At 35.4% G+C, this 22,102-nt stretch carries 21 protein-coding genes and 1 tRNA gene; 15 read left to right on the top strand and 7 right to left on the bottom strand.

Features of this window, described 5'->3' with window-relative positions:
* The first annotated feature begins 139 nt into the window (after positions 1-139).
* From GSM_RS09830 to GSM_RS09860, 7 genes are all read left to right on the top strand, one after another.
* Positions 140-1,228, top strand: a complete 1,089-nt coding sequence (locus GSM_RS09830) for an ABC transporter ATP-binding protein (RefSeq protein WP_003691534.1) — start codon at positions 140-142, stop codon at positions 1,226-1,228.
* A 51-nt stretch (positions 1,229-1,279) separates the two neighbouring features.
* Entirely contained in the window at positions 1,280-2,080 is an 801-nt protein-coding gene (locus GSM_RS09835; protein ID WP_003691533.1) for an ABC transporter permease, read from the top strand.
* Positions 2,080-2,907, top strand: coding sequence for an ABC transporter permease (locus GSM_RS09840; protein ID WP_003691531.1), 828 nt, complete (start codon positions 2,080-2,082; stop codon positions 2,905-2,907). The genes GSM_RS09835 and GSM_RS09840 overlap by 1 nt, the downstream gene beginning before the upstream one ends.
* A gap of 13 nt (positions 2,908-2,920) precedes the next feature.
* Complete coding sequence (locus tag GSM_RS09845; RefSeq protein ID WP_003691524.1) at positions 2,921-3,991, top strand: ABC transporter substrate-binding protein; 1,071 nt, start codon at positions 2,921-2,923, stop codon at positions 3,989-3,991.
* A gap of 43 nt (positions 3,992-4,034) precedes the next feature.
* Entirely contained in the window at positions 4,035-4,922 is an 888-nt protein-coding gene (gene rarD, locus GSM_RS09850; protein WP_003691523.1) for an EamA family transporter RarD, read from the top strand.
* Positions 4,923-5,275: 353 nt separating this feature from the next.
* Positions 5,276-5,659: a DUF1722 domain-containing protein gene (locus GSM_RS09855; protein ID WP_003691522.1), complete on the top strand. Its 384-nt coding sequence runs from the start codon at positions 5,276-5,278 to the stop codon at positions 5,657-5,659.
* Positions 5,659-6,024, top strand: coding sequence for a TIGR02328 family protein (locus tag GSM_RS09860; protein WP_003691521.1), 366 nt, complete (start codon positions 5,659-5,661; stop codon positions 6,022-6,024). Before GSM_RS09855 ends, GSM_RS09860 begins: the two co-directional genes overlap by 1 nt.
* A gap of 189 nt (positions 6,025-6,213) precedes the next feature.
* Here GSM_RS09860 and GSM_RS09865 read toward each other — a convergent pair whose 3' ends face one another.
* The 5 genes from GSM_RS09865 to GSM_RS09885 are packed head-to-tail and all read right to left on the bottom strand — an operon-like array spanning position 6,214 to position 10,461.
* Entirely contained in the window at positions 6,214-6,807 is a 594-nt protein-coding gene (locus GSM_RS09865; RefSeq protein WP_003691520.1) for a TetR/AcrR family transcriptional regulator, read from the bottom strand.
* A 42-nt stretch (positions 6,808-6,849) separates the two neighbouring features.
* A complete protein-coding gene (locus GSM_RS09870; RefSeq protein WP_003691519.1) occupies positions 6,850-7,401 on the bottom strand; it encodes a DUF4811 domain-containing protein in 552 nt (183 codons plus the stop codon).
* 15 nt (positions 7,402-7,416) lie between these two features.
* A complete protein-coding gene (locus GSM_RS09875; RefSeq protein ID WP_003691517.1) occupies positions 7,417-8,808 on the bottom strand; it encodes a DHA2 family efflux MFS transporter permease subunit in 1,392 nt (463 codons plus the stop codon).
* Between the two features lie 16 nt (positions 8,809-8,824).
* Positions 8,825-9,535: an ABC transporter permease gene (locus GSM_RS09880; protein ID WP_003691515.1), complete on the bottom strand. Its 711-nt coding sequence runs from the start codon at positions 9,533-9,535 to the stop codon at positions 8,825-8,827.
* Complete coding sequence (locus GSM_RS09885) at positions 9,532-10,461, bottom strand: ABC transporter ATP-binding protein (RefSeq protein ID WP_003691514.1); 930 nt, start codon at positions 10,459-10,461, stop codon at positions 9,532-9,534. The genes GSM_RS09880 and GSM_RS09885 overlap by 4 nt, the downstream gene beginning before the upstream one ends.
* Before the next feature lie 362 nt (positions 10,462-10,823).
* Here GSM_RS09885 and GSM_RS09890 point away from each other — a divergent pair, with 362 nt between their 5' ends.
* The 5 genes from GSM_RS09890 (at position 10,824) to GSM_RS14250 (ending at position 16,194) form a co-directional block, all read left to right on the top strand.
* The gene (locus GSM_RS09890; RefSeq protein WP_003691513.1) at positions 10,824-11,837 is read left to right on the top strand and encodes a sugar transferase; all 1,014 of its coding nucleotides are present in this window, start codon (positions 10,824-10,826) and stop codon (positions 11,835-11,837) included.
* A gap of 11 nt (positions 11,838-11,848) precedes the next feature.
* Complete coding sequence (locus GSM_RS09895; protein ID WP_003691512.1) at positions 11,849-12,622, top strand: glycosyltransferase family 32 protein; 774 nt, start codon at positions 11,849-11,851, stop codon at positions 12,620-12,622.
* Between the two features lie 20 nt (positions 12,623-12,642).
* On the top strand, positions 12,643-13,623 hold the full coding sequence (locus tag GSM_RS09900; RefSeq protein WP_003691511.1) for a glycosyltransferase family 2 protein: 981 nt from the start codon (positions 12,643-12,645) through the stop codon (positions 13,621-13,623).
* A gap of 57 nt (positions 13,624-13,680) precedes the next feature.
* Positions 13,681-14,643 (top strand): linear amide C-N hydrolase, encoded by a 963-nt coding sequence (locus tag GSM_RS09905; RefSeq protein ID WP_003691509.1) that lies wholly within the window; start codon positions 13,681-13,683, stop codon positions 14,641-14,643.
* A 156-nt stretch (positions 14,644-14,799) separates the two neighbouring features.
* Entirely contained in the window at positions 14,800-16,194 is a 1,395-nt protein-coding gene (locus GSM_RS14250; RefSeq protein WP_003691507.1) for an aspartate ammonia-lyase, read from the top strand.
* Positions 16,195-16,406: 212 nt separating this feature from the next.
* On the opposite strand, the gene msrB is transcribed toward GSM_RS14250, so the two are convergent.
* A complete protein-coding gene (gene msrB / locus GSM_RS09915) occupies positions 16,407-16,841 on the bottom strand; it encodes a peptide-methionine (R)-S-oxide reductase MsrB (protein ID WP_003691506.1) in 435 nt (144 codons plus the stop codon).
* 86 nt (positions 16,842-16,927) lie between these two features.
* Positions 16,928-17,000: transfer RNA gene (locus GSM_RS09920), tRNA-Ala, on the bottom strand.
* A gap of 105 nt (positions 17,001-17,105) precedes the next feature.
* Here GSM_RS09920 and GSM_RS09925 point away from each other — a divergent pair.
* The 3 genes from GSM_RS09925 (at position 17,106) to GSM_RS09935 (ending at position 22,062) form a co-directional block, all read left to right on the top strand.
* Positions 17,106-19,181 (top strand): cation:proton antiporter domain-containing protein, encoded by a 2,076-nt coding sequence (locus GSM_RS09925; protein ID WP_003691504.1) that lies wholly within the window; start codon positions 17,106-17,108, stop codon positions 19,179-19,181.
* Positions 19,182-19,363: 182 nt separating this feature from the next.
* Positions 19,364-20,731: a guanine deaminase gene (gene guaD, locus GSM_RS09930; protein WP_003691503.1), complete on the top strand. Its 1,368-nt coding sequence runs from the start codon at positions 19,364-19,366 to the stop codon at positions 20,729-20,731.
* A 5-nt stretch (positions 20,732-20,736) separates the two neighbouring features.
* Positions 20,737-22,062 carry a uracil-xanthine permease family protein gene (locus GSM_RS09935; protein ID WP_003691501.1) on the top strand — a complete coding sequence of 442 codons (1,326 nt, stop codon included), beginning with the start codon at positions 20,737-20,739 and terminating at the stop codon, positions 22,060-22,062.
* The last annotated feature ends 40 nt before the right edge of the window (positions 22,063-22,102 follow it).

Genomic DNA, 22,102 nt, shown 5'->3' on the forward strand with positions numbered 1-22,102 from the left:
CTATTTGACAAACTCCTCGCGGATTAGATTTGTTGAGACTGATGCAAAATTGAAAAAGAACCTTAAAAATTCTAATTAGCAAAAGAACCCAAAGAAATGAGGCGAGGCACGAGTTAATTTATTTGGGGAGGGTATCAAAATGGTTGAGTCAATTATTACATTTCGTAATGTGACCAAGAAGTACAAAGATACAGTAATTTTGGAAAATATCAGCTTTAAATTAGAGAAAGGCAAGTTTTATACTCTGTTGGGACCGTCTGGTTGTGGAAAAACAACCACACTGTCCCTAATTGCAGGATTCATGGAAGAGAGTTCCGGCGATATTTTGATGAATGAACAGAAAATAAATCATATTCCGGCTAATAAGCGAAAGATTAACACTGTTTTTCAAGATTATGCCCTCTTCCCGCACTTGAATGTATTCGATAATATTGCATTCGGATTGAAGATTAAGAAGAAAAGTAAAAAGGAAATTAAGGAAAAGGTAAACGAGGCTCTTAAAATGGTGCGTTTACCTGACTTTGGAGATCGTGAAATTAGTGAAATGTCTGGTGGGCAAAAGCAGCGAGTAGCAATTGCTAGAGCTTTGGTAAATGAACCAGAGGTATTGTTATTGGATGAACCACTCTCTGCATTGGACATGAAGTTACGAAAGGAAATGCAGTATGAATTACGCGAGCTGCAAAAAAGACTAGGGATAACTTTTATTTTTGTTACACATGATCAAGAAGAAGCACTTGCGATGAGTGATGAAATTTTTGTAATGAATCATGGCAAGATAATTCAACGTGGAACACCAACGGCAATATATGACGAGCCACTGAATCGATTTGTTGCTGATTTCATTGGAGAAAGTAATATTGTTGAGGGAACAATGATGGCTGACGAACAAGTTAAATTTGCAGGAAAAACTTTTGAATGTGTCGATGGTGGTATGGAAGAGAATGAGCCCATCGAAGTTGTTTTGCGACCAGAAGATATTGAAGTAACTACAGCACAAAAGGGAAAAGTCGTGGGGACAGTTATTTCACAGTTATTCCGTGGAGTTCATTACGAGATTGTTTGCACCGATATAGATGGAAATGAATGGAAGATTAGATCAACAAAAAAGGTAAAAGTAGGTGCGAATGTTGGTTTAGACTTCGATCCTGAGGCAATCCACATTATGCGATTTAATGAAACTGAAACTGAGTTCTATCAGCGCTTAGAAAATTATCAAGGGAGTTAGGATGATTTTGCGGCTAAGTAGTCAAAATCAAAAAGTTGAGGGGGAAATAAAATGAAAGCAAAAGGGCTTTATTTCAGTTCGTATGTCCTGTGGCTGCTCTTATTTGTCCTAGCTCCTGTTGCACTAATTTTATATCAATCATTTATCAGTATTAATGGGAATTTTACAATTACCAACTATGAGAATTTCTTCAAAATAGTTGCTTACTTGCGTATGACCTTTAATTCAGTTTTTTATGCAGGTTTGATTACATTAATTACACTGTTGATTAGCTATCCAACAGCCTATTTTCTAACAAGAACAAAATATAAACAGCTCTGGCTGATGTTAATAATCTTGCCAACATGGATAAATATTTTGCTGAAGGCATATGCATTCATTGGAATTTTTAGCCAAGCTGGACCGGTTAATAATTCCTTAGAGTGGCTAGGCTTGGGTTCACATCAATTACTCTTTACTAATACCAGCTTTATGCTTGTTGCAGCTTATATTGAATTGCCATTCATGATTTTACCAATTTTTAACGCAATTGATGAATTGGATGAATCACTAATCAATGTTAGTCGTGATTTGGGAGCTAACAAATTTCAGACTTTTTGGAATGTGACATTCCCACTGACTTTGAATGGAATAAAAAGTGGAGTTCAGGTTGTCTTTATCCCATCTCTTTCATTATTTATGTTGACACGTTTAATTGGAGGAAACAAAGTGATTACACTTGGAACTGCAATTGAAGAGAATTTTCTTGTCACACAAGACTGGGGAATGGGGTCAACGATTGGGGTTATTTTGATTGCCGCGATGATATTAATTATGTTTCTCACGGGTGAAAAGAAAAGGAGGGGCAGGTAATGAATACTAAAAAGAGACATTATTGGCGTAATTTATACTTGATAGTTGCTTTTTTGATTTTGTATTTGCCAATTTTTTACTTGATTTTTTACTCCTTCAATAGTAGTGGTGGGATGAATCATTTTGCTCATTTTACATGGGCACATTATCAGGAAATTTGGTCGGATCAAAGATTGATTTTAATTACGGTACAGACCTTCTTTTTAGCTTTTCTGTCTTCATTACTTGCCACGATTATCGGTACAAGTGGAGCACTTGGAATATATTCGGTCAGGAATCCGCAAGTACGTACCTTGATTTTAGGATTGAATAATATTCTTTTAGTCTCCCCTGATGTAATTATTGGTTCAAGCTTTTTAATATTCTTTACTGTTTTGGGGATTAAACTAGGATTTATATCTGTCTTGCTTTCGCATATTGCGTTCAGTATTCCAATTGTTGTCTTGATGGTACTGCCTAAACTACAGGAGATGAACTCCTCATTTATTAATGTGGCACAAGATCTCGGTGCAAATCATTGGCAGATACTAAAAGGTGTAATTCTGCCGATTATAACTCCTGGGATGATTGCAGGCTATTTCATGGCGTTTACTTATTCACTAGATGATTTCGCAGTAACATTTTTTGTGACTGGAAATGGCTTTGAAACATTGTCAGTTGAAATATACTCAAGAGCGCGTCAGGGCATTAGCTTAGAAATCAATGCCTTGAGTGCATTAATGTTCTTGTTCTCATTGGTTTTAGTCATGGGGTATTATTTCATCAGCAAAGATAGTCCCAAGGGTAAACGTAAAGATCGTAAAGCTCAACAAAACTTGATTAGATAGTGGGGTAGAGTAGATGAAAAAAATAAATATTATGTTTTTCGGAATTATTTTGATCTGCCTTACACTTTTCATAATTTCATTTGAGCTTGAAAAGGACAGCAGCAGTGGGGAAAGTGATAAAACTGTTAATATTTTTAACTGGGGAGACTATATTGATCCCAAATTGATTACGAAATTCGAAAAACAAACTGGATATAAGGTTTCGTATGAGACTTTTGATTCTAATGAGGCAATGTATACGAAGATTAAGCAAGGGGGAACTGCTTACGATATTGCAATTCCCAGTGACTACACAATAAAAAAGATGATTGATAATCACTTATTATTACCAATTGATCACAGTAAGTTAAAGGGATTAGGCAATATTGATTCCAAATTTTTGAATCTTCCCTTTGATCCAGGCAATAAATACTCTTTACCATATTTTTGGGGAACGCTAGGGATTATATATAACGATAAATATGTAAAAGCTAGTGAAGTTAAACATTGGGATGACCTATGGAATCCTAGATTCAAGAATAGTATTATGCTGATTGATGGAGCACGCGAGGTCATGGGGCTGACTTTAAATAGTCAGGGAAAGTCGGTTAATGATACCAATGTCAAAGACTTGCAAGCAGCTTATGAAAAGCTCAAAAAGTTATCACCTAATGTCAAAGCAATTTTGGCTGATGAAATAAAAGTCTATATGGCACAAGATGAGGCACCGCTTGCAGTATCATACTCAGGTGAAGCAATGGAAATGATGGATAACAACAAGCATTTGCATTACATAATTCCAGAAGAAGGTTCAAATATCTGGTTTGACAATATGGTCATTCCTAGAACGGCCAAAAATATAAAGGGTGCATATGCGTTTCTGAACTTTATGTTAGAGCCTAAAAATGCTGCTCAAAATGCGGAATATGTAGCGTATGCTACTCCAAATAAGGCAGCAAAGAAAATGTTACCCAAGAGTATGCAAGACGATAAAGTAATGTATCCAACGAACAAAACAATTTCACATCTTGAAGTGTATGATGCTTTGTCACAGAAAAATTTGAGTAAATATAATGACTTATTCTTACAATTTAAGATGCATTAATTTTGATTTTTAATAGCAGTGAGAATAATGAAGGAGAATAGTGATGGAAAAAAGACGTTTAGGCATAACCTCGGGTTTAGCCGCCTACACTTTATGGGGGCTATTAGGTGTATTTTGGGAATTGCTCAGTGTGGTGCCGGCATTGGATACACTTGCATATAGAATTGTGTTCTCCTTACTTACAATTTGTATAGTACTGACAGTCCAAAGGGATTGGAAAACAATTTGGTGGACAACTAAGCAATTAATTAAGAACCGTAAAATTTTTTGGATTATCTTAAGTTCATATTTAATTTCTATCAATTGGTTCATTTATATCTATATGGTTACTCATCACGAAGCAACGGAAGCAAGTCTGGGGTATTATATAATGCCGCTGATGAATGTTGTTATTGCGCTTATGTTTTTGCATGAAAAATTATCACGTTCAAAAGCAATTGCACTTTTACTGGTCATCGTTGGAGTGGTAATCCTTACAATTCAAACTGGTTCGTTACCCTTAAATACACTATTAATGGCAGCCTCTTTTTGCTTGTACGGATTAATTAAGAAGCAAGTTCAGTTACCCGCGACTATTTCATTAACGCTAGAAACCATTTTTGTGGCACCAGTCGCCATAGTATATCTTCTGATTTCACCTCATGTGATGACGCAGGATGGATTAGGAGTAACAACTTTGCTGATATTTAGCGGTATTATTACGGTGATTCCGTTGTTGTTATTCGCAGTGGCAACGAAAAATACGGACTTTATAACACTTGGATTCATCCAATATTTAAATCCAACTATCCAGTTGTTAATGGCAATTTTTGTGATGAATGAATCATTCAGTTGGCATAAAGCAGTTGTATTTGTGTTTATATGGTTAGGAATTCTGGTGTTCATTCTAGGTAACATGCACGGACTGCAACGAGTTAAGAGAACTAAGTAATAAAGTGAAGTGTGACAGTTGGTGGAGTTAGATAGAACTCTGAACACTGAAAAAATCATGAAGCTGACGGATTGAGTAAGGACTGGGTCAAAAGCAAATTTTTGACTTAGCTCCTTTTTTGTTGCGGATAAACGTGTTCCATAAGTCAAAATTCTCCGCCTAATCTCGAATTGCTCATAGCAAAGTACGCGCTATATTTGCAATTTCTCATTAGTAGTCAGATTTTTACAGACTTATGTCACACTTCAAGTCTTTTTATTGGATTCTCAGTTATCTAAGTTTGATTTTTTGCAGTATGGATAATTAGAATGTATGCTTAGAAAAGAAATAAAAAGAAGCATAAGGAGTACATAATGGAGAAGTGGCAAGAACCTTGGGCACAAAATAAATATTGGGTGATGTCGCGATCGCAGCAATTTTACAATGAAATTAGGACTTTAGCGAAGGGAAATCATTGGGATGAAGAAAGTCAGAAAAGATATCAGCAAATTTTGAGGGAAACGGAGTCTATATACCCAACAATCAAGACACTAACGACTGCATACCAACATGTTTGGGGTTATTTTAAAAATAAAGCGACAATTGAAGAAAAGAAGAAATATCAAGCATTGCTGATTAAACTCAGAGAAAAAGATGATGAATTAGGTCAATACTTGGTCAAATTAACGGATAAATACGAAGTTAAATATCTTATGGAGTCAACATTGATAAAAAAATTAAGAAAGGCAAATAAATAATGAGACTATGGCACGAAGATCTTATTACAAAATTACCAAGGCAACAACTCTTGGGGCAGCATAGAGAAATTGCGGCACTTAGAGGAAATGGCTGGGGGAAGAAACATGCGACTGTAAATTATGTTTTCTTATACTCACCATATAAGTTGTACCAATTTCATATTTTGGTAATGGATGAAATGAGAAGAAGAGGGTATCAACCGGATGCAGCCTGGTACGATAAAGATTATCGCGGCAAATCTTGCTCACCTTATGAGAATTTGGGCATGGTCAAAAAGACACGACCAATTTATCCAGAACATGATGAACGATATATGAAAGAATGTATTGATAACTTGGCTAATAAAGGAATATTTATAAGTTAGAAGAAATTGGTGAATAATTAAAACAGTAGAAGAAATTAAGCCAAAAGTTAACTTTTGACCTAGTTTCCTCACAAAAATGTTTCAATAACTCAAAATTTTCTGTCTAAGCTAGAATTTTACCGTCTTATGGCACCCTTTTTTCATTTGGGTCCTAGTTAATTAAATTGTTTGCAAAACTTACTTTTTAAATTATGCGGGTTCTATATATACAGGTATCAGTATTTCTTTAACTAACGAGTTGATTTTGCTCTGCGTTAATGTTCCTGAAAACAATATTTGATTTATAACAAGTAATGCAGGCAAGGCAAGTTGATCGTCTGTAATATTACTTCGAACGTGTTCATGTCTTTTTTTTGCTTGTTCAATAACCTTTTTTATTTGTAATGTAATCAAGTTGGATTCGTTGATAGCCTTAACCAATCCATTAACATAGTTATCATTTGTGGAAAAGACTAATAATGCCTCAGGCAACAGTTGTTTCCAGGTTTCCTTGGAAACAACATCTAAAATAGGAGTCAAAAATCCCAAAACCGCTTTTAAGTCTTCTTCTATATTGCCAGTATTAGGGGCCTCCAAAGACACGTCTGGAATATGTTGCTGAATGGCCGCAAAAACTAATTCTGGTTTACTTTTCCAATGGCGATAGACCGTATTTTTATTAGTCTTTGCTTTTTTTGCAATGTCACTAATTGTTAGACTTTGATAGCCAATATTTTGCAGCTCTGACCACACCACAGAAAGAATTGCGCTTTCTAAATTTTTTCCTCTTCTACGTTCAACCATCAACTGTTCCTCCACTTAAGCAAGCAGTGTTTTACATTCAATTTAGTTATTACTCAATTTATCTTTTTTCATGTTAACTGTAAATTTTTTCAACTGATTTATTGTCAAAATATGATTTTCTTTTGTTAACTCGAGAGTTTTTGACAAACTTATTGTTTGATTTTGTGTTGTTATTCCTACAAAGAAAATCTTGGCAAGAGCATTATTATATTTACGAATCTGGCGCTCAGTTTTAATATTCATCACATTCATATGTTGATCTATACTGATATGCTGGTTTTTAGAGTAAAGAAACTCCTTATTATTATTTTTTATATTATGATATACATACACATTGTACTTCTCTTTTCCTTCATTGACATGCCTTTTTAGCAATATTCCATCTGATCCTACTTTAATTAGGGGTGCGATTTTCTCAGTAGAAGATAGTTGTAAAGTGTGTGTTCCATAGTGATATTTACTATCTAACAAGGCCAAACTTTCAAAAGCAATCAATAGAATTGCTAGTAGGATTGTTAATCTGTAATGACATTTATTTTTAAAAATTTTAAAAACTAGTATAGAAAACAACAAAAAAATAATTAGTATTAACATTTAGTCCACCATCTTTCAATGTTTTACTGAGTTATGACTCAAAAATATAGCAGGAATGAAAGCCAAACTTGTGCCTATAATTGTTGCCCAAAAAGCAACTTGGTATACTGGTGTCAAAACGCCAAGAGTTGGGAATCTACCATTAATTTGAAATTGGATTATCGTTGATAATATAGCTGTGCCAAAAGCACCACCAATATTTTGGATTGTTCGAATTCCAGTTGTTGCTTGAGCAATTAAAGATTTTTCGACTCCTTTATATGCGTCTGTCATCACAGGGATTGTTAATCCTCCCTCCGCAACACCGCGGATCAATAAAACCACAATAATAATTGAAATATTAGTTTGCTTTGTGAAAAATACAAAGGGCAGGGTACTAAAAAGCGAGATAAAAATTGAAATGATTGTAGGCCATTTAGCGCCATACAGATCTGTTAGTTTACCAACCTGTGTTCTTGCTAGAAGCAATCCTACTCCTTGTGGAATTAAATATAGTCCTGTTGAAATAATCGAAAGCCCACGAATATTTTGAAAATAAAGTGGTAAAAGAAACATAGCTCCATTAACTGTTAACCCTGACATGAATAACAATGTTGTGGATGCAGAAAAATTATTATTTTTGAATAAACTTAATGGAATAATTGCTTTTATACCATTCTTTTGAGCATGTATGATATAGACAATTATTAAATTCAATCCAATTAGGATTTCTAAAAGTGTCCAAAAGATTGTATTTTCTTTAGGCAAGTTGCCTAACTCATTGATTGCTAGAATAAACGTTGTAAAAATACCAGAAGTGAGTAAAAATCCTTTGAGATCTAGTTTTGTTTTTCTTAAGTCATCACTAAATGAGGGTAACAATAACCAAATAAGGATAACTGAAAGGGCAACGATTGGCAAATTAATCCAAAAAATCCAATGCCAGTTCAAGAAATGAATTAGGACTCCGCCAATACTAGGGCCGAGAATTGGTGCCAAGACTACCGGTAATCCAATAATCGCCATCAACTTTCCAAGACCATTTCCGCCAGAAACGCGTACTAACAATGTTGTCAAAGTTGGTACGATTAAGCCGGCTGCAATTCCTTGAAGGAGACGACCTATTATTAATAGTTGAATTGAATTTGACAGTGCTGATACTAATGAACCAATTCCGAAAAGAATGATTCCAAATTGGTAAAGTGTTTTGCCATTAATTCGATCAATCAACCAGCTGGCAATGGGAACCGTTATTCCCATTGCCAAAACGTATAAGGTAGTGACCCACTGCATAATATTAACAGTGGTACTTAAACTTCTAATCATCTGATTTATTGCAATATTAGTCATTGTCGTATCTAGCATTGGTGCTAATGCTCCCAAGACTAATGTTAAGGCAATTGAAACCGTAGATTTTTTTTTATTCATAAGTTCCTCCTAGGATTTAAACTCTTTTAGGGTGTTTCCACAAGAAGATGGTTCCGTAGATTCCGATACTCCCTATGAGACAAATAATTATTTTGCTTGTAAAAAGGTTCATGCCTGCGTGGGCCAAGTAAAAACCAGGGATAGCCCATGGAATGTATTGACCTGCAGGTTGAGAAGAAAACATTACGTCAATAATTAAACTAATAAAAGCGAGAGACATTGGAAATAACGCACTTCTGAAAAAAGATGCTAGTAATGGCCATAAAAAAGCTAGTAAAACATTGTATACAAATGTCACTTCGGTCTTAGACAACAGCATTTTTAAAGATTCCATGGTAGGCGCTGAACTGAAGATAAAATGTCCTGTTATTAAAATTAATAACAACGAGATAGATACAATAAACAATTCTGCTATTTCAATTGCAATTAATTTACCTAAAACAAAGTTGGATCTAGAAATTGGCAAAGCCAGCAGATCCTTAAATATTCCATCAGTAAATTCTCTTGAAAATACCCAACTAGCCAGGATTCCAAAGCCAACTGATCCAATTACTGCTGATAAAAACAACAGTGAATTATTAATAAAATTTGTCCAATTGGTACCTCTTCGAATCAACATTAAGAAACAAAACCCTGCAATAATCATCTCAACAAGGTGGCTTTTAAAGATTTTTCTGAGTTCAATTGAAACAATTATTTTTAAATCAAAAATATTCTGTAATATCATTTTTTATCTGCCTCCTTTAACACTGATAAGAAATATTCTTCCATACTTTCAACTTCTTCATGCCATTCGACTGGGGTAATACCGTTATCTATTAAAATTCGTTGCTTGGCTGCTATATCTTTGAACTCTGCTAATCGCAGTTGATAAGGTGTTTCGCTATTTACCCAGTTAACTTTGTGCTGTTTATAGATATCCTTTGCTTCAATTACTTCTTCTACTGACGAAAATGTGATTTGTAATTGATGTTTAGCATTTTTTAGATATTCCACTTTACTTTCCTGCCTTAAAAGCTTTCCTTGATGCAAAATACCAATAGTAGTAAATATTTTTTCCATTTCATTTAAAATATGGCTAGAAATTAGAATTGTGACACCTTCATCTTTTGCTAAATGAACTAGAAGATGTCTAACATGTGTTAAACCTTCCGGATCAAGGCCATTAGTTGGTTCATCTAACAATAATATTTTTGGTTGATGTATTAGGGCCTTTATTAAACCAATCTTCTGGTTGTTTCCAAGTGAGAGGTCTTTGACTAGGAAATTTTTATACGAAGTTAGTGCTAATTGATCCATTAAATAATTAATTCTTTTTTCGCGTATTGGACGCTTAATTAAGCGCATCTTCCCATATAAATCCAAATTTTCTGCAACAGTTAAATTAGGGTAACTATGTGGTGTTTCAATCAGATAACCCACATTATTCCAAAATAATGGTGCTGCTTTTCCTACTTCTTGTCCTAAAATCAAAGCATTTCCCTCACTTGGGTCAACCATATTGAGCAGCATGCGCATCATCGTAGTCTTTCCTGCACCGTTGAGCCCGATAAAACCATATATTTCCCCGGCTTTAACTGCTAAATCTACGTTACTGACAGCCTTAAAATCCTTATAATTCTTTGAAATTGAGTGCGTTAAAATAGAATACATAAATTAGCTCCTTCTCTTTTATAAGGTACTTTAGTACCTTATTTATGATGAAAATTATGAACCTATTTTTTTTATTTGTCAATGATATTTTCAATGTCACTAGTATTTGGGAGAAAGTAAGATGTAAATTGGTAAAATTTGAGAACTAACGAGAAATTATAGAACACGTTTATCCGGAATAAGTAGGGGGGCTAGGTTAAAATTTTACTTTTGGCCAAACCTCTTTTTTATACTTATTTGTAAATTGGGGTTAATACTCAACTTTTGTGTTTTATATCGCACTCTCATTTTTTTGAACAATCGGGTATAATAAACTGTAGGAAATCTTCATTATATTATATAGAGGAAATGGTCAGGTAATTATGAGTAATTTTGTGATTTCAATGTACGATAAAACACAATATGAGGCAGGCCCAAAGGCAAAAATGGATGTTGTTAAATTTTTGAAAAAGGCAGATTTTAAAAGTATCATCTTTTATTTTAATGGTGCCCGTAAGGCAAAGCTAATGAGTATTAAACAGGTTATGTGGGATATTCCGTGGGAAATAAAGAGGCAGGAAATGAATAACGTACTGTTTCAATATCCTGCATTTAACGAACGAACAAATAACAAAATTGTTGAAGAAGTAAAAAAGAAAAATGGAACAAAAATATTTTTACTGCTTCATGATGTTGAGTCGTTAAGATTACATCGCAATGAACCTGAATATATTTCTGAAGAGATTGCTTTTTTTAATAAGTGTGATGGAATAATTGCTCATAACGAAGAAATGGTCAAGTGGCTCAAGAGAGAAGGGATGATTAAGCCAATTGTATCCCTAGAAATCTTTGACTATGACAATCCGCAGCAGATGGTAGGGCATGATAAATATGACAGAACTGTTTGTTTTGCTGGGAATCTTGGTAAATCAGAATTTTTAAAGAAAATGGAATGTAAGACTCCAGTGTACTTGTATGGCCCGAATCAAGCTAATGAGTATCCTGAAAATATCAACTATCAGGGTTCATATTCACCAGAAGAACTTCCAAAATATCTCAAACAAAGTTTTGGTTTAATTTGGGATGGTGATAGTTTAGCGAAGTGTAATGGAATTTTCGGTGAATATCTAAGATATAATAATCCCCACAAGGCATCCCTTTATTTAAGCTCTGGATTGCCCGTAATTGTTTGGAAGAAGGCTGCTTTAGCAAGCTTTGTAGAGCAAAATAATTTGGGAATTACCATTGAAAGTTTGTCTGAACTTGATAGTGTTCTTGCCAGTATTACCGAAGAAAAATATCAGGAGTTGTGCAAGAATGTCAGAATTATTGGACAAAGAATCCGTGATGGACACTATATTACAAAAGCTATGCAAAAATTATTAGAAATTAACTAAAGGAGAGCCAAATGATACCTACGAAGATTCACTATTGTTGGTTTGGTGGCAAAGAATTACCAGATGAATACAAGAAGTATATTGCAAAGTGGCGTGAGCTATGTCCAGAATACGAGATAATTCAATGGGACGAATCTAACTACGATGTTAGGAAAAATAAATACATGAAACAAGCTTATGATCGTAAGAAATGGAGCTTTGTCTCTGATTATGCAGGCTTTGATATTGTTTATCAAAATGGTGGGATTTATCTAGATACTGACGTTGAATTGAAAAAATCACTGGATAATTTATTGAAGTCGAAAGCCTTTATGGGAATGGAAGAAAATGAAGGTGGAGTATCTGTTAATCCTGGTCTGGGTTTTGGCGCAGAACCGAAAAATCAAGTTATTAAGGACTTGCGAGATATCTATGATACAGTTGATTTCATAAAAAAAGATGGTGAAATGAATATTGTAGCGATTCCAGTCTATACCACAAATTATCTTGCCAAAAAAGGACTATTTAGAAAGAATGAGTATCAAAATATTGCAGGTGTCGATATTTACCCGACAGAATATTTTGCACCAATGGATTTTTTGACAGGAGAATCAAACGAAACGAAGAATACTATCAGCATCCATCATTATAGTGCGCTTTGGCAAGACGAGCGTAGTCAGGAACATACGAAAATCATTAGGAGTATCAATAGGCGATTTGGGAAAAAAATAGGCATGAAAATTAACTGGTTCTTTCGTATTTCATGGGGACTTGCCCGTAGAATTCGTAGGATGTTTAATCACTGATTTCAAGAGGAGAATAATTAATGACCGAAGAAAATTATACGAAGACTAAAAAAATAAGTGTAATTGTGCCGGTTTACAATGTAGCAAACTATTTGAAGAGATGTGTGGACAGCCTACTTGGACAGACGATGAATAAAAATGACTTTGAAATTATCCTTGTTGATGATGGAAGCACGGATGGGTCTGGTAATTTGTGTGATGAATACCAAGCAAACTTTGAGCAGATCCGAACTTTGCACAAGCAAAATGGTGGCTTATCTGATGCACGCAACTATGCTTTGCAATATGTATTCGGAGATTATTTATTGTTTATAGATTCAGATGATTTTGTCGAATCTGAGATGCTGGAGCGAATGTACGCTCAAAGTAGTGGAGGTTCAAAAAAAATTGTTGAATGCAATTTTTTCTGGGACTTTGAGGATAAGACAAGATCAGATGTGCGTCAAGGCTATGATTCACTAGCTGATTATCTAGTAAACGGCAGAGTTGTAGCCTGGAATAAGTTGTATTTGCGGGAATGGATTGAAAGAACAAAGATAACATTTCCGGTGGGCAAACTGTACGAAGACCAAAACTTTTTCTTCAAGGTAGTTGCATGGCTAAATGATATTTCCGAAGTTGCAATTGATACAAAGTGCGAAGTTCATTATGTACAGCGAAGCAATTCAATTTCTTATAGCGAGACTGGGCGTATCGCTGAAATCATATGGATATACGCTGATATTCTGAATTACTATAAAGATAAGCAATTATTTGAAGAATACTATGATGAATTGGAGTATCGTTTTTACCGAAATCTTTTCGGGAATGTTTTGTTGCGCAAGGTAATTAGGCTAAAGGACAAGAAAATTAGAACTGAATTATTGGACTTGATTTGGCAGAAAACACAGGAATGGTTTCCGAACCGAAAAGACAATAAATATTTAAAAAAACTGAGTGCTAAAAATCTTTATCTTAGAATCATGAATCATGCATTTTATCGTCTGTTTTATCTTAGGTAAAGATGATCAGCCGATTTTGAAAGGACTATGATAGTAGGAGTCAAAGGGGGAAAAGTAATGTGTACAAGTATCTTACAAATTGCGAATGATGGGACACATGTTTTTTCTAGAACAATGGATTGGACTTCACTGCAAGCGGGTCCCGTTTTTGTACCACGTGAATATCGGTGGCAGACTGATTATAATGATCGTTCATTTCAAAACAAGTATGGGATACTTGGAACTGGTAGGAAAAGGCAATTTGAGTTTGATATTTCAGATGGCATTAATGAATGCGGTTTAAGTGTGCAAAAACTGACTTTCAGTCATGGAGCAAAGCTTAATCAGGAGCTGGATATGGGCAACGTGGGATTAGCTCCCTTTGAGCTGCCTTTTTATTTATTAGGAAAATACAAGTCAATTAGGGAAATTATTGCTGATATTGAGAATATTCAGCTGATGTCTGGTGAGGATGCAGTTCGTCCCTATGAGAATCCACATCTTCATTATGCAATAACGGATAGAAGCGGTCAGCTTTTAATTTTGGAACCGGATCAAAACCCAATGAAAATGATAGTGAATAACTATGGAGTAGTAACCAATGCAGCAGATTTTGAGAAACAAGCTGCTAAGTTAGCTGACTATCTTAATATTCGCAGTAATTTGGTAGCTCAAAGACAAGTGCCGCAGCGAATCAGTACTGGTAGCTTTGCTGGAAAGAAAGTACCCTCGAGTTCATATACACCAACGGGTAGATTTTTGCGGGCGGTCTACTATCGTGAAAGGACCGATATTCCTGAAAATGAGTCTGAAAACTTTGTAAGTAGCTGGCATATTTTGAATAGTGTTGTTGTGCCCAAAAGCAAGAAATATCAAGCTAATTACACTGTGTATCGGACAGCATTTTGTTTAGAAACACGTAGATATTTTTTTGAATCATATAATAGTTTGCTGCCAATTGAGATTTCTTTGTCCGACGAGATGTTACTGAGAAAAGAAGCAAAAATTTATGAAGTAAATGACAGCCTTGCTCTTGGATAATGGTATACTTTTATTTCTTAAATATCGAAGCACGGATTCAATGCTTATCAAAGGATTTTGAAGTGAGGTTGGAAGATAAAATATTGAATGTTTTCATAATTGGTATATCATAATTTACATATTATAAAATATGATAATCATAAATGGAGGCATATTATGCGTGTTGAAAGAGACTGTGTTGGTGAATTAGAAATAGAAGAAGATGCTTTATTTGGAATCAATGCTGCAAGAGCAGTACGCAACTTTCCAATTTCAAATGAACCGGTGAACCCGTTACTTATCATAAGTCTGATTGAGGTAAAAAAGGCGGCAGCAATGTCGAACCATATTTCAGGCGCATTGGATGGAACAAAAGCAAAAGCTATCATTGCTGCATGTGATACGCTGCTCGATGAAGACTATAAGCAAAATGCCTTTATAGTTCCTGCTTTTCAGGGTGGAGCTGGGACATCGGTCAATATGAATGTTAATGAAGTAATTGCTAATCTGGCAAATAGGCAGAGTAATTCACAAAAAGTGCATCCCAATGATGATGTTAACTTAGCACAGTCCACTAATGATACTTTTCCAACTGCTGGTAAAGTTGCACTTTTGAAGCTACTTCCAAAAGTACAGTCTAAGGTACTTGATTTGATTGAAACATTAGATAAAAAGGCAACTGAGTTTAATGATGTTGTCAAATTAGGCAGAACTCAGTTACAAGATGCTGTACCGACAACTTTTGGAAATTCTTTTAGGGCATATGCTTCATTGTTTAAACGAGATTACAAGCGCTTAGAGCGTGCAAAAGATAATCTCAGTTTTGTCAACATTGGGGGGACGGCCATTGGAACTGGGTTGAATGCTGATGATATTTATCAAAAGAATATTGTGGGAAAGCTTAGTTCAATTACAAGGATACCTTTGAAACCGGCAGATAATTTAATAGATGCAACCCAGAATTGTGATGTCTTTGTTGAATTTTCGGGAGTGTTGAAGACACTGGCGGTTAACTTGTCAAAATTCAGCAATGATTTAAGACTATTATCAAGCGGCCCACAAGCTGGTTTGGCAGAATTGAGATTACCAGCAAGACAGGCAGGTTCATCAATCATGCCAGGTAAAATAAATCCAGTTATTCCTGAGGTCGTAAATCAGGTTGCTTTCCAAGTTGTTGGCAATGACGCGGCAATCACAATGGCGACTGAAGGCGGACAACTTGAGTTAAATGCGTTTGAACCGCTGATTTTTAGGAATTTATTGCAAAATGAGAGTTATTTGGAAAATACAATTACAACCTTGATTGAGAACTGTGTTGCAGGAATTGAAGTAAATCAGGATGTTTGCAAGAATGAAGTTGAAAATTCAGTTATCTTAGCAACTGCACTGACACCCGTTCTAGGATATCAAGTAACGACAAAGGTTGTAAAGCGGGCGTTGAAAGAGCATTGCTCTATTAGAAAAATTATATTGTCTGAAAATCTTATGGAAGAGGCAGACTTTGATAACTTAATGGGCTCGTCAAATTTACTTCATCAAGCAAAGAATAAAAATTATAGTTTTGCTAAGTAGAAATAATTTATCGTAAAAAAGTTAAGAATAATGTGATATAAGTCTGAAAAATTTGAGTACTAACGCGAAACTAAGAACATAGAGAGTGCTTTGACTTTGCCGTGAGTAATTTGAGACAGACTTATGGAACATGATTATGCGGAAAAGAATAGATAGAGGAGTCAGGCTAAAAGTTAACTTTTAACCCAACTCCTCTATTTTTTATACCAGATTCATTTTTCAAATAGACTTCTAAATTCACTATATCCGTTTTTATCTAAATCAGCTACGGGGATAAAGCGTAAGGCAGCCGAATTAATACAATAACGTAGACCACCCTCACTAACAGGTCCATCTGTAAAAACATGTCCTAAATGAGATGCTGCATCCTTACTTCTAACTTCAGTGCGGTGCATTCCCAGGGACCAATCACTTTTTTCAGAAATATGCGTTCTATCAATTGGCTTAGTGAATGATGGCCAACCGCATCCAGCATCATACTTATCTGTTGAGCTGAATAGTGGTTCACCACTGACAACATCGACATAGATGCCATCTTGGTAGAAATCATCGTATTTCCCAGTGAATGGCCGTTCAGTTGCAGCGTTTTGTGTAACTTCGAATTCTTCAGATGATAATCGTGCCCTCAAAGCTTCTTTGTCTTCCATAGTATAGATTCCTCATTTCTATTGTTACTCACAATAATAATACATACTAACAAAAACAAAGTAAAGCGATTGAATTGAAGGATAAATGGATCATGTCGGACTTGAACCGATGACCTCCTACTTGCGAAGCAGGCGCTCTCCCAACTGAGCTAATGACCCAGAAATAACGTAATTTATTATAGCATATGAAAGCCATTAAGATAAGTTAATTATGGATGATATGATACTATATTTTTGAGTAGTAAAAACGAGGCGGGAGAAAGTATGGAAATATTATTTGAAATTTTGGGAGTAATTATAACAGTTATCATTGCAAATTTTTTGGCACAGAGGTTTAAAATAATTCCACAAGCTATGTGGCAGATTATTTTGGGAGTCTTAATTGCTGTTATTCCAGGACTGGCAAAAATCGAAGTTAGTCTAGATCCGGAGTGGTTTATGGTTTTAATTATCGCTCCGCTGCTTTTTTACGAGGGTCAACAAACAAAGGCTAGGATTGTTTCAAAAAATTTGAAGAAAATAGTTCAGTTGGCAGTGATTTTAGCAATTATTACTATGTTCTTTTTGACCTTAATACTCAAATTTGCATTTAACTGGCCAATTGCACTGGCACTTGCTCTTTCTGCTATTGCGACCCCAACGGACGCAACAGCTCTTGAGTCTGTTAAGGAAGGGCTGGTAATGCCAGTAAAGATAGAACAGTCCTTAAGCTTTGAGGCGATGTTTAACGATGCATCTGGATTAGTGGCACTTGAACTTGCTGGAATTTGGGCGGTCACAGGACATTTATCACCAGGCGAGAGTATTTCGAAGTTTCTGCTTGTTTCATTAGGAGGTGCTTTATTTGGCATTATTAGTACATTTGTAATAGTAAGAATCCGGCAAAATTTGCTGAAAGGTCAGTTAAATGATTTAACAGGACACATCATGCTACAGATTTTGACACCTATTATTATTTATATGTTAGCAGAAGAAATTCATGTTTCAGGCGTTATTGCGGTTGTTATTGCTGGAGTTTTTCACCGAGAAGAGCAAGATCGAACTTTGCTGCAGTCTTCACAGATGATTAATTTGATTAATCAAATTTGGAAAATTTTAACTGATTTATTAAATGGGATTGTCTTTGTAATACTTGGAACTTCAATCGTTCAAATTTTTTCACGTAAAGCTGATGTGTCGGAATGGACAAAACTAATCAGTCTTGCAATTACAATATATGTTGTGATGGGAATAGTTAGATTCAGTTATGTTTATCTGAAGGATAAGAAAATTAAAGATGCATTTATCTTTGCAATTAGTGGTGTTCATGGAACCGTAACTCTAGCATTAGCTTTAACTATTCCATTAACAATGGATTTGTCACGCAATTCAGCTATTGTGCAGGAAATTCTTGGGATCGCGGTATTTGTAATTTTACTGAGTTTGTTAACTCCATTGATAGTTTTACGATTCTTCCTAAAAAAGAAGGAAACGTCATATACTGATGAAGAATTGCGCAAAGCACATGCAGAATTAGTTAATTCAGCAACTAATTATATTGAACAGCTTGAGGTTGAAAAAAGTATGAAACAAAAACTGTTGTTGAGCATACGTTCACAGTTAGGATATGAGGATTCACAGAGACTCGATCGTCAAGAATGGCACGATGTGATGAAACAGTTAAACCTTAAGCGTGATGAAGCGGTGAGGGAAGCGATTGGTGAAGATGCTTTGTCAGCGGATGCAGTTAACCTCTGGGATAAAATGATGCTCAAAAATGCTGATATTAATAATAAAGCAATTAGGCGCAGTCGAATGTACAAAGAGTTCATTAAGCATAATTGGAGATACTTTTTAAGAAAGATCTTTAAAAGAGATAATGTTAGTAAGGAGATAGAAAGTACGCAGGATAAGATTCGTAAGTATAAACGGAAATTAAGTAAAACGGAGACTGAAAATAAGAAAAATAAGATTATGGAGAAAATAAAGATTTACAACAAGCGCCTGCTTATATTAGAGAAATATTCTGATGTTGACTATCGCAATAGATGGATAGGTGCATACAATGAACTTGAAAGCTTTTTTGAACCAATTGATAAAGAATTTATCAAAAAATTGGAGAATGAAACGGATGATAAAACGATTGTTGTTGCATTGAAGCAGAGCATTTTGGCAGAACAAAATAGGATGGAAAAGCGATTAAGTTCCGAAGTAGAAGAGACCAATGAATTGAGTGAAATTTTACAATACGAATTAACACAAATAAATCTAATGATTCAAAACGATAAGATTAGTTCGGAATTAGGTAAAAGATTATATTATGAGGTAGCGGCAGCTCAAAATTTGTTATTAAATTCGTGATTTATTATAAATATATGTGTAAATACTCGTAATACAAATTTTCCACTCATAAAAAGCAAATGAAACTGTAAATTTAACAGCTATTAAAAAACGAACTATCTATTATTTAGCCAACGAAATAGTTTGACTTTCAACTGATAAATGACTATCATAAAAGTTATCCCATTTATGGAGGTAGTATTTTGCGAAGTAAACAAGTTTTCAAGGGTAATTTTTTTCATGCACCTACATATGGTAAAGCCGAATATTTAGAGGAGACGCTAATTACTGTTAATAAGCGAGGTATTATTGAGAGCGTGCTGTCACAGAGCAGTTCTGATTATCAAGCGGTATTAGCAGAAGCAAAGGCCAGCAATCTGCTAGTTGATTTTGGAGACAAGTTTGTTTTGCCAGGCTTTATAGACTTGCACATTCATGCACCACAATGGCCGCAAGCGGGAGTTGCACTGGATGAACCTCTAAATGTCTGGCTTGATGAATGCACTTTTCCACTTGAAGCAAGATACAGTGATCTTGAATTTGCTAAAAAGGTATACTCTGATTTGGTACGCCAGTTGCTTAACCGTGGGACAACAACGGCTGTTTATTTTGCAACACAGCATCTTGAATCAAGTATAGAATTAGCAAAAATATCTGCCCAATTGGGTCAAAGAGCCTTTGTTGGCAAAGTTGCGATGGATAATCCAGAACAGACGCATGATTATTATCGTGATGAGAGCAGCGAACAAGCAATTGCTGATACGGAAGCATTCATTGTGAGGGTTAGAGAACTCGCAAAAAACGTTACTCAAGGTGTCTATCCGGTTGTAACACCAAGATTTGTGCCAAGTTGTACGGATGAGACTCTTAGAGGATTGGGAATACTTGCACACAAATATGATGCTTATGTACAAACTCATTGTAGTGAGGGCCAATGGGAACATGGCTACGTTTTAGATAGATATGGTAAGCGAGATGCAGATGTTCTTGCTGATTTTGGTTTGGTGAATGATAAGTCTATCATGGATCATTGCAATTTTGTCAATGATCATGATGGTGAGCTTTTTGCCGAGCATGGCGCAGCAATCGCTCATTGTCCAATTTCAAATGCTTATTTTGCAAATGGAGTATTACCGGTCAATCGTTTGAAAAAACAAGGTGTGAAAGTTGGTCTTGGGACAGATATTTCAGGAGGATTTTCTCCAAGTCTGTATGATAATATCAAGCAAACTGTTATTTCAAGCAGAATGCTGACTGATGGTGTTGATGTAACTATCGAACAGGAAAAAAGAGGTGTTTCAGACTCGAGAGTTTCTGTATTGGAAGCTTTCTACCTTGCAACTTGTGGAGGCGGTGAGGCATTAAGTCTACCTGTTGGTCTCTTCAAAGAGGGTCAAATCTTTGACGCTCAAGTTCTTGATCCCAATCAACCTGCTAATAGTTTGCCAGGTTTCGACATATACACAGAACCATTCAGCCGATTGGCTAAGTTATTGTACTTGAGTACCCCTGCAAATATTACGGAAGTATGGGTCCAGGGTAATAAAGTAAAAAATCCTAAGGAGATTTAGAAAAAATGGAAAAAACGAGTGGAATCAGATACTCTAATCTTTCAATTGGAGTGGATGAAAAAATTTCATGGCAACAATCATTAATTTTAGGTTTACAGCATGTTTTAGCAATGGATGTTTATGTTCCACCTGTTATTATTGCATCAGCCGTAGCAATGTCAGCAACAAATTCAGCTGCACTTATTCAATCAACATTCTTGGGTGCTGGGATTGCATCATTAATTCAGGTATTGTTTTTCCTAAGATTACCAGTGTGTCAGGGGCCATCATTTGTTCCAATTGGTGCTTTAGTGGGTATTATCATAAGTGATGGTGGAAAATTGGACACGGCAATGGGCGCAACATTAATTGGTGCAATTGCAGTTACTTTATTAGGGCTCACAGGCGTATACAAGTATATTGTAAAGCACTTTATTCCATCAATCGTCAGTGGAACGATTATTATGATTGTTGGTTTAACATTATTACCAACGGCTTTTACAAGTAATATTTATATCTCAACGAAGGCATTGTCAATGAATCAAAATGTCTTCCTAGCATTTATTACAGCCGCAATTATGATTATATTTTCTATGCTAGGAGTGTATTTTTCAAAATTTGGTAGAATTTTCAGAATCAGCTCGGTAATTATTGCTTTAGCTTGTGGTTCTTTTGCAGCATCTTTGATGGGTGGATTAGATCTTTCATCTGTCGCTAGTGCACCATTTTTCAGTTTGCCACATATTGCATTCATTAATTATGGATTATCATTTAACTGGTCAGCAATCTTGACAATGCTTGTTATCTATATGGTGTTACTGGCTGAAACAACAGGTACATGGTTTGCCGTTAGTGCGGTTATCGAAGAACCCTTGAAGGATGAGCAAGTTAATCGTGGTGTGATTGGTGAAGGAATTGGATGCTTTATATCTTCATTAGTAGGTGCAACACCATTAACTGGATATTCGACTAACGCTGGGATCATTTCAATTACAGGTGTTGCGAGCCGTAGGGTTTTTGTTGGCGCATCGATTTTCTTCATTGCTTTATCATTCCTAGGAAAATTATCGGCCTTGATCAATGCAATACCTTCAGCTGTCATTGGAGGGGTATTCGCAGTTGTTTGTATGGTAATTATGCTGAGTGGTTTCAGAGTTATTAAAAACGAAGAGTTTTCTGAACGTGAATTATATATTATTGGTGTCCCGTTGATTTTTGCGATTGGCTTATTGTTCATGCCATCTTCTTTATCAAAAGATGCACCACAATTATTGCAATATTTATTAGATTCACCAATTGCGATTAGTGCGATTGTCGCAATTATAATGAATAAATTGATTCCCGCAAAATAAAATGGTTTTTTTACAAAAATAAATAAAGGAACTGGTTCAA

The organism is Liquorilactobacillus mali KCTC 3596 = DSM 20444 (assembly GCF_000260415.1).
Classification (GTDB): Bacteria; Bacillota; Bacilli; order Lactobacillales; family Lactobacillaceae; genus Liquorilactobacillus; species Liquorilactobacillus mali.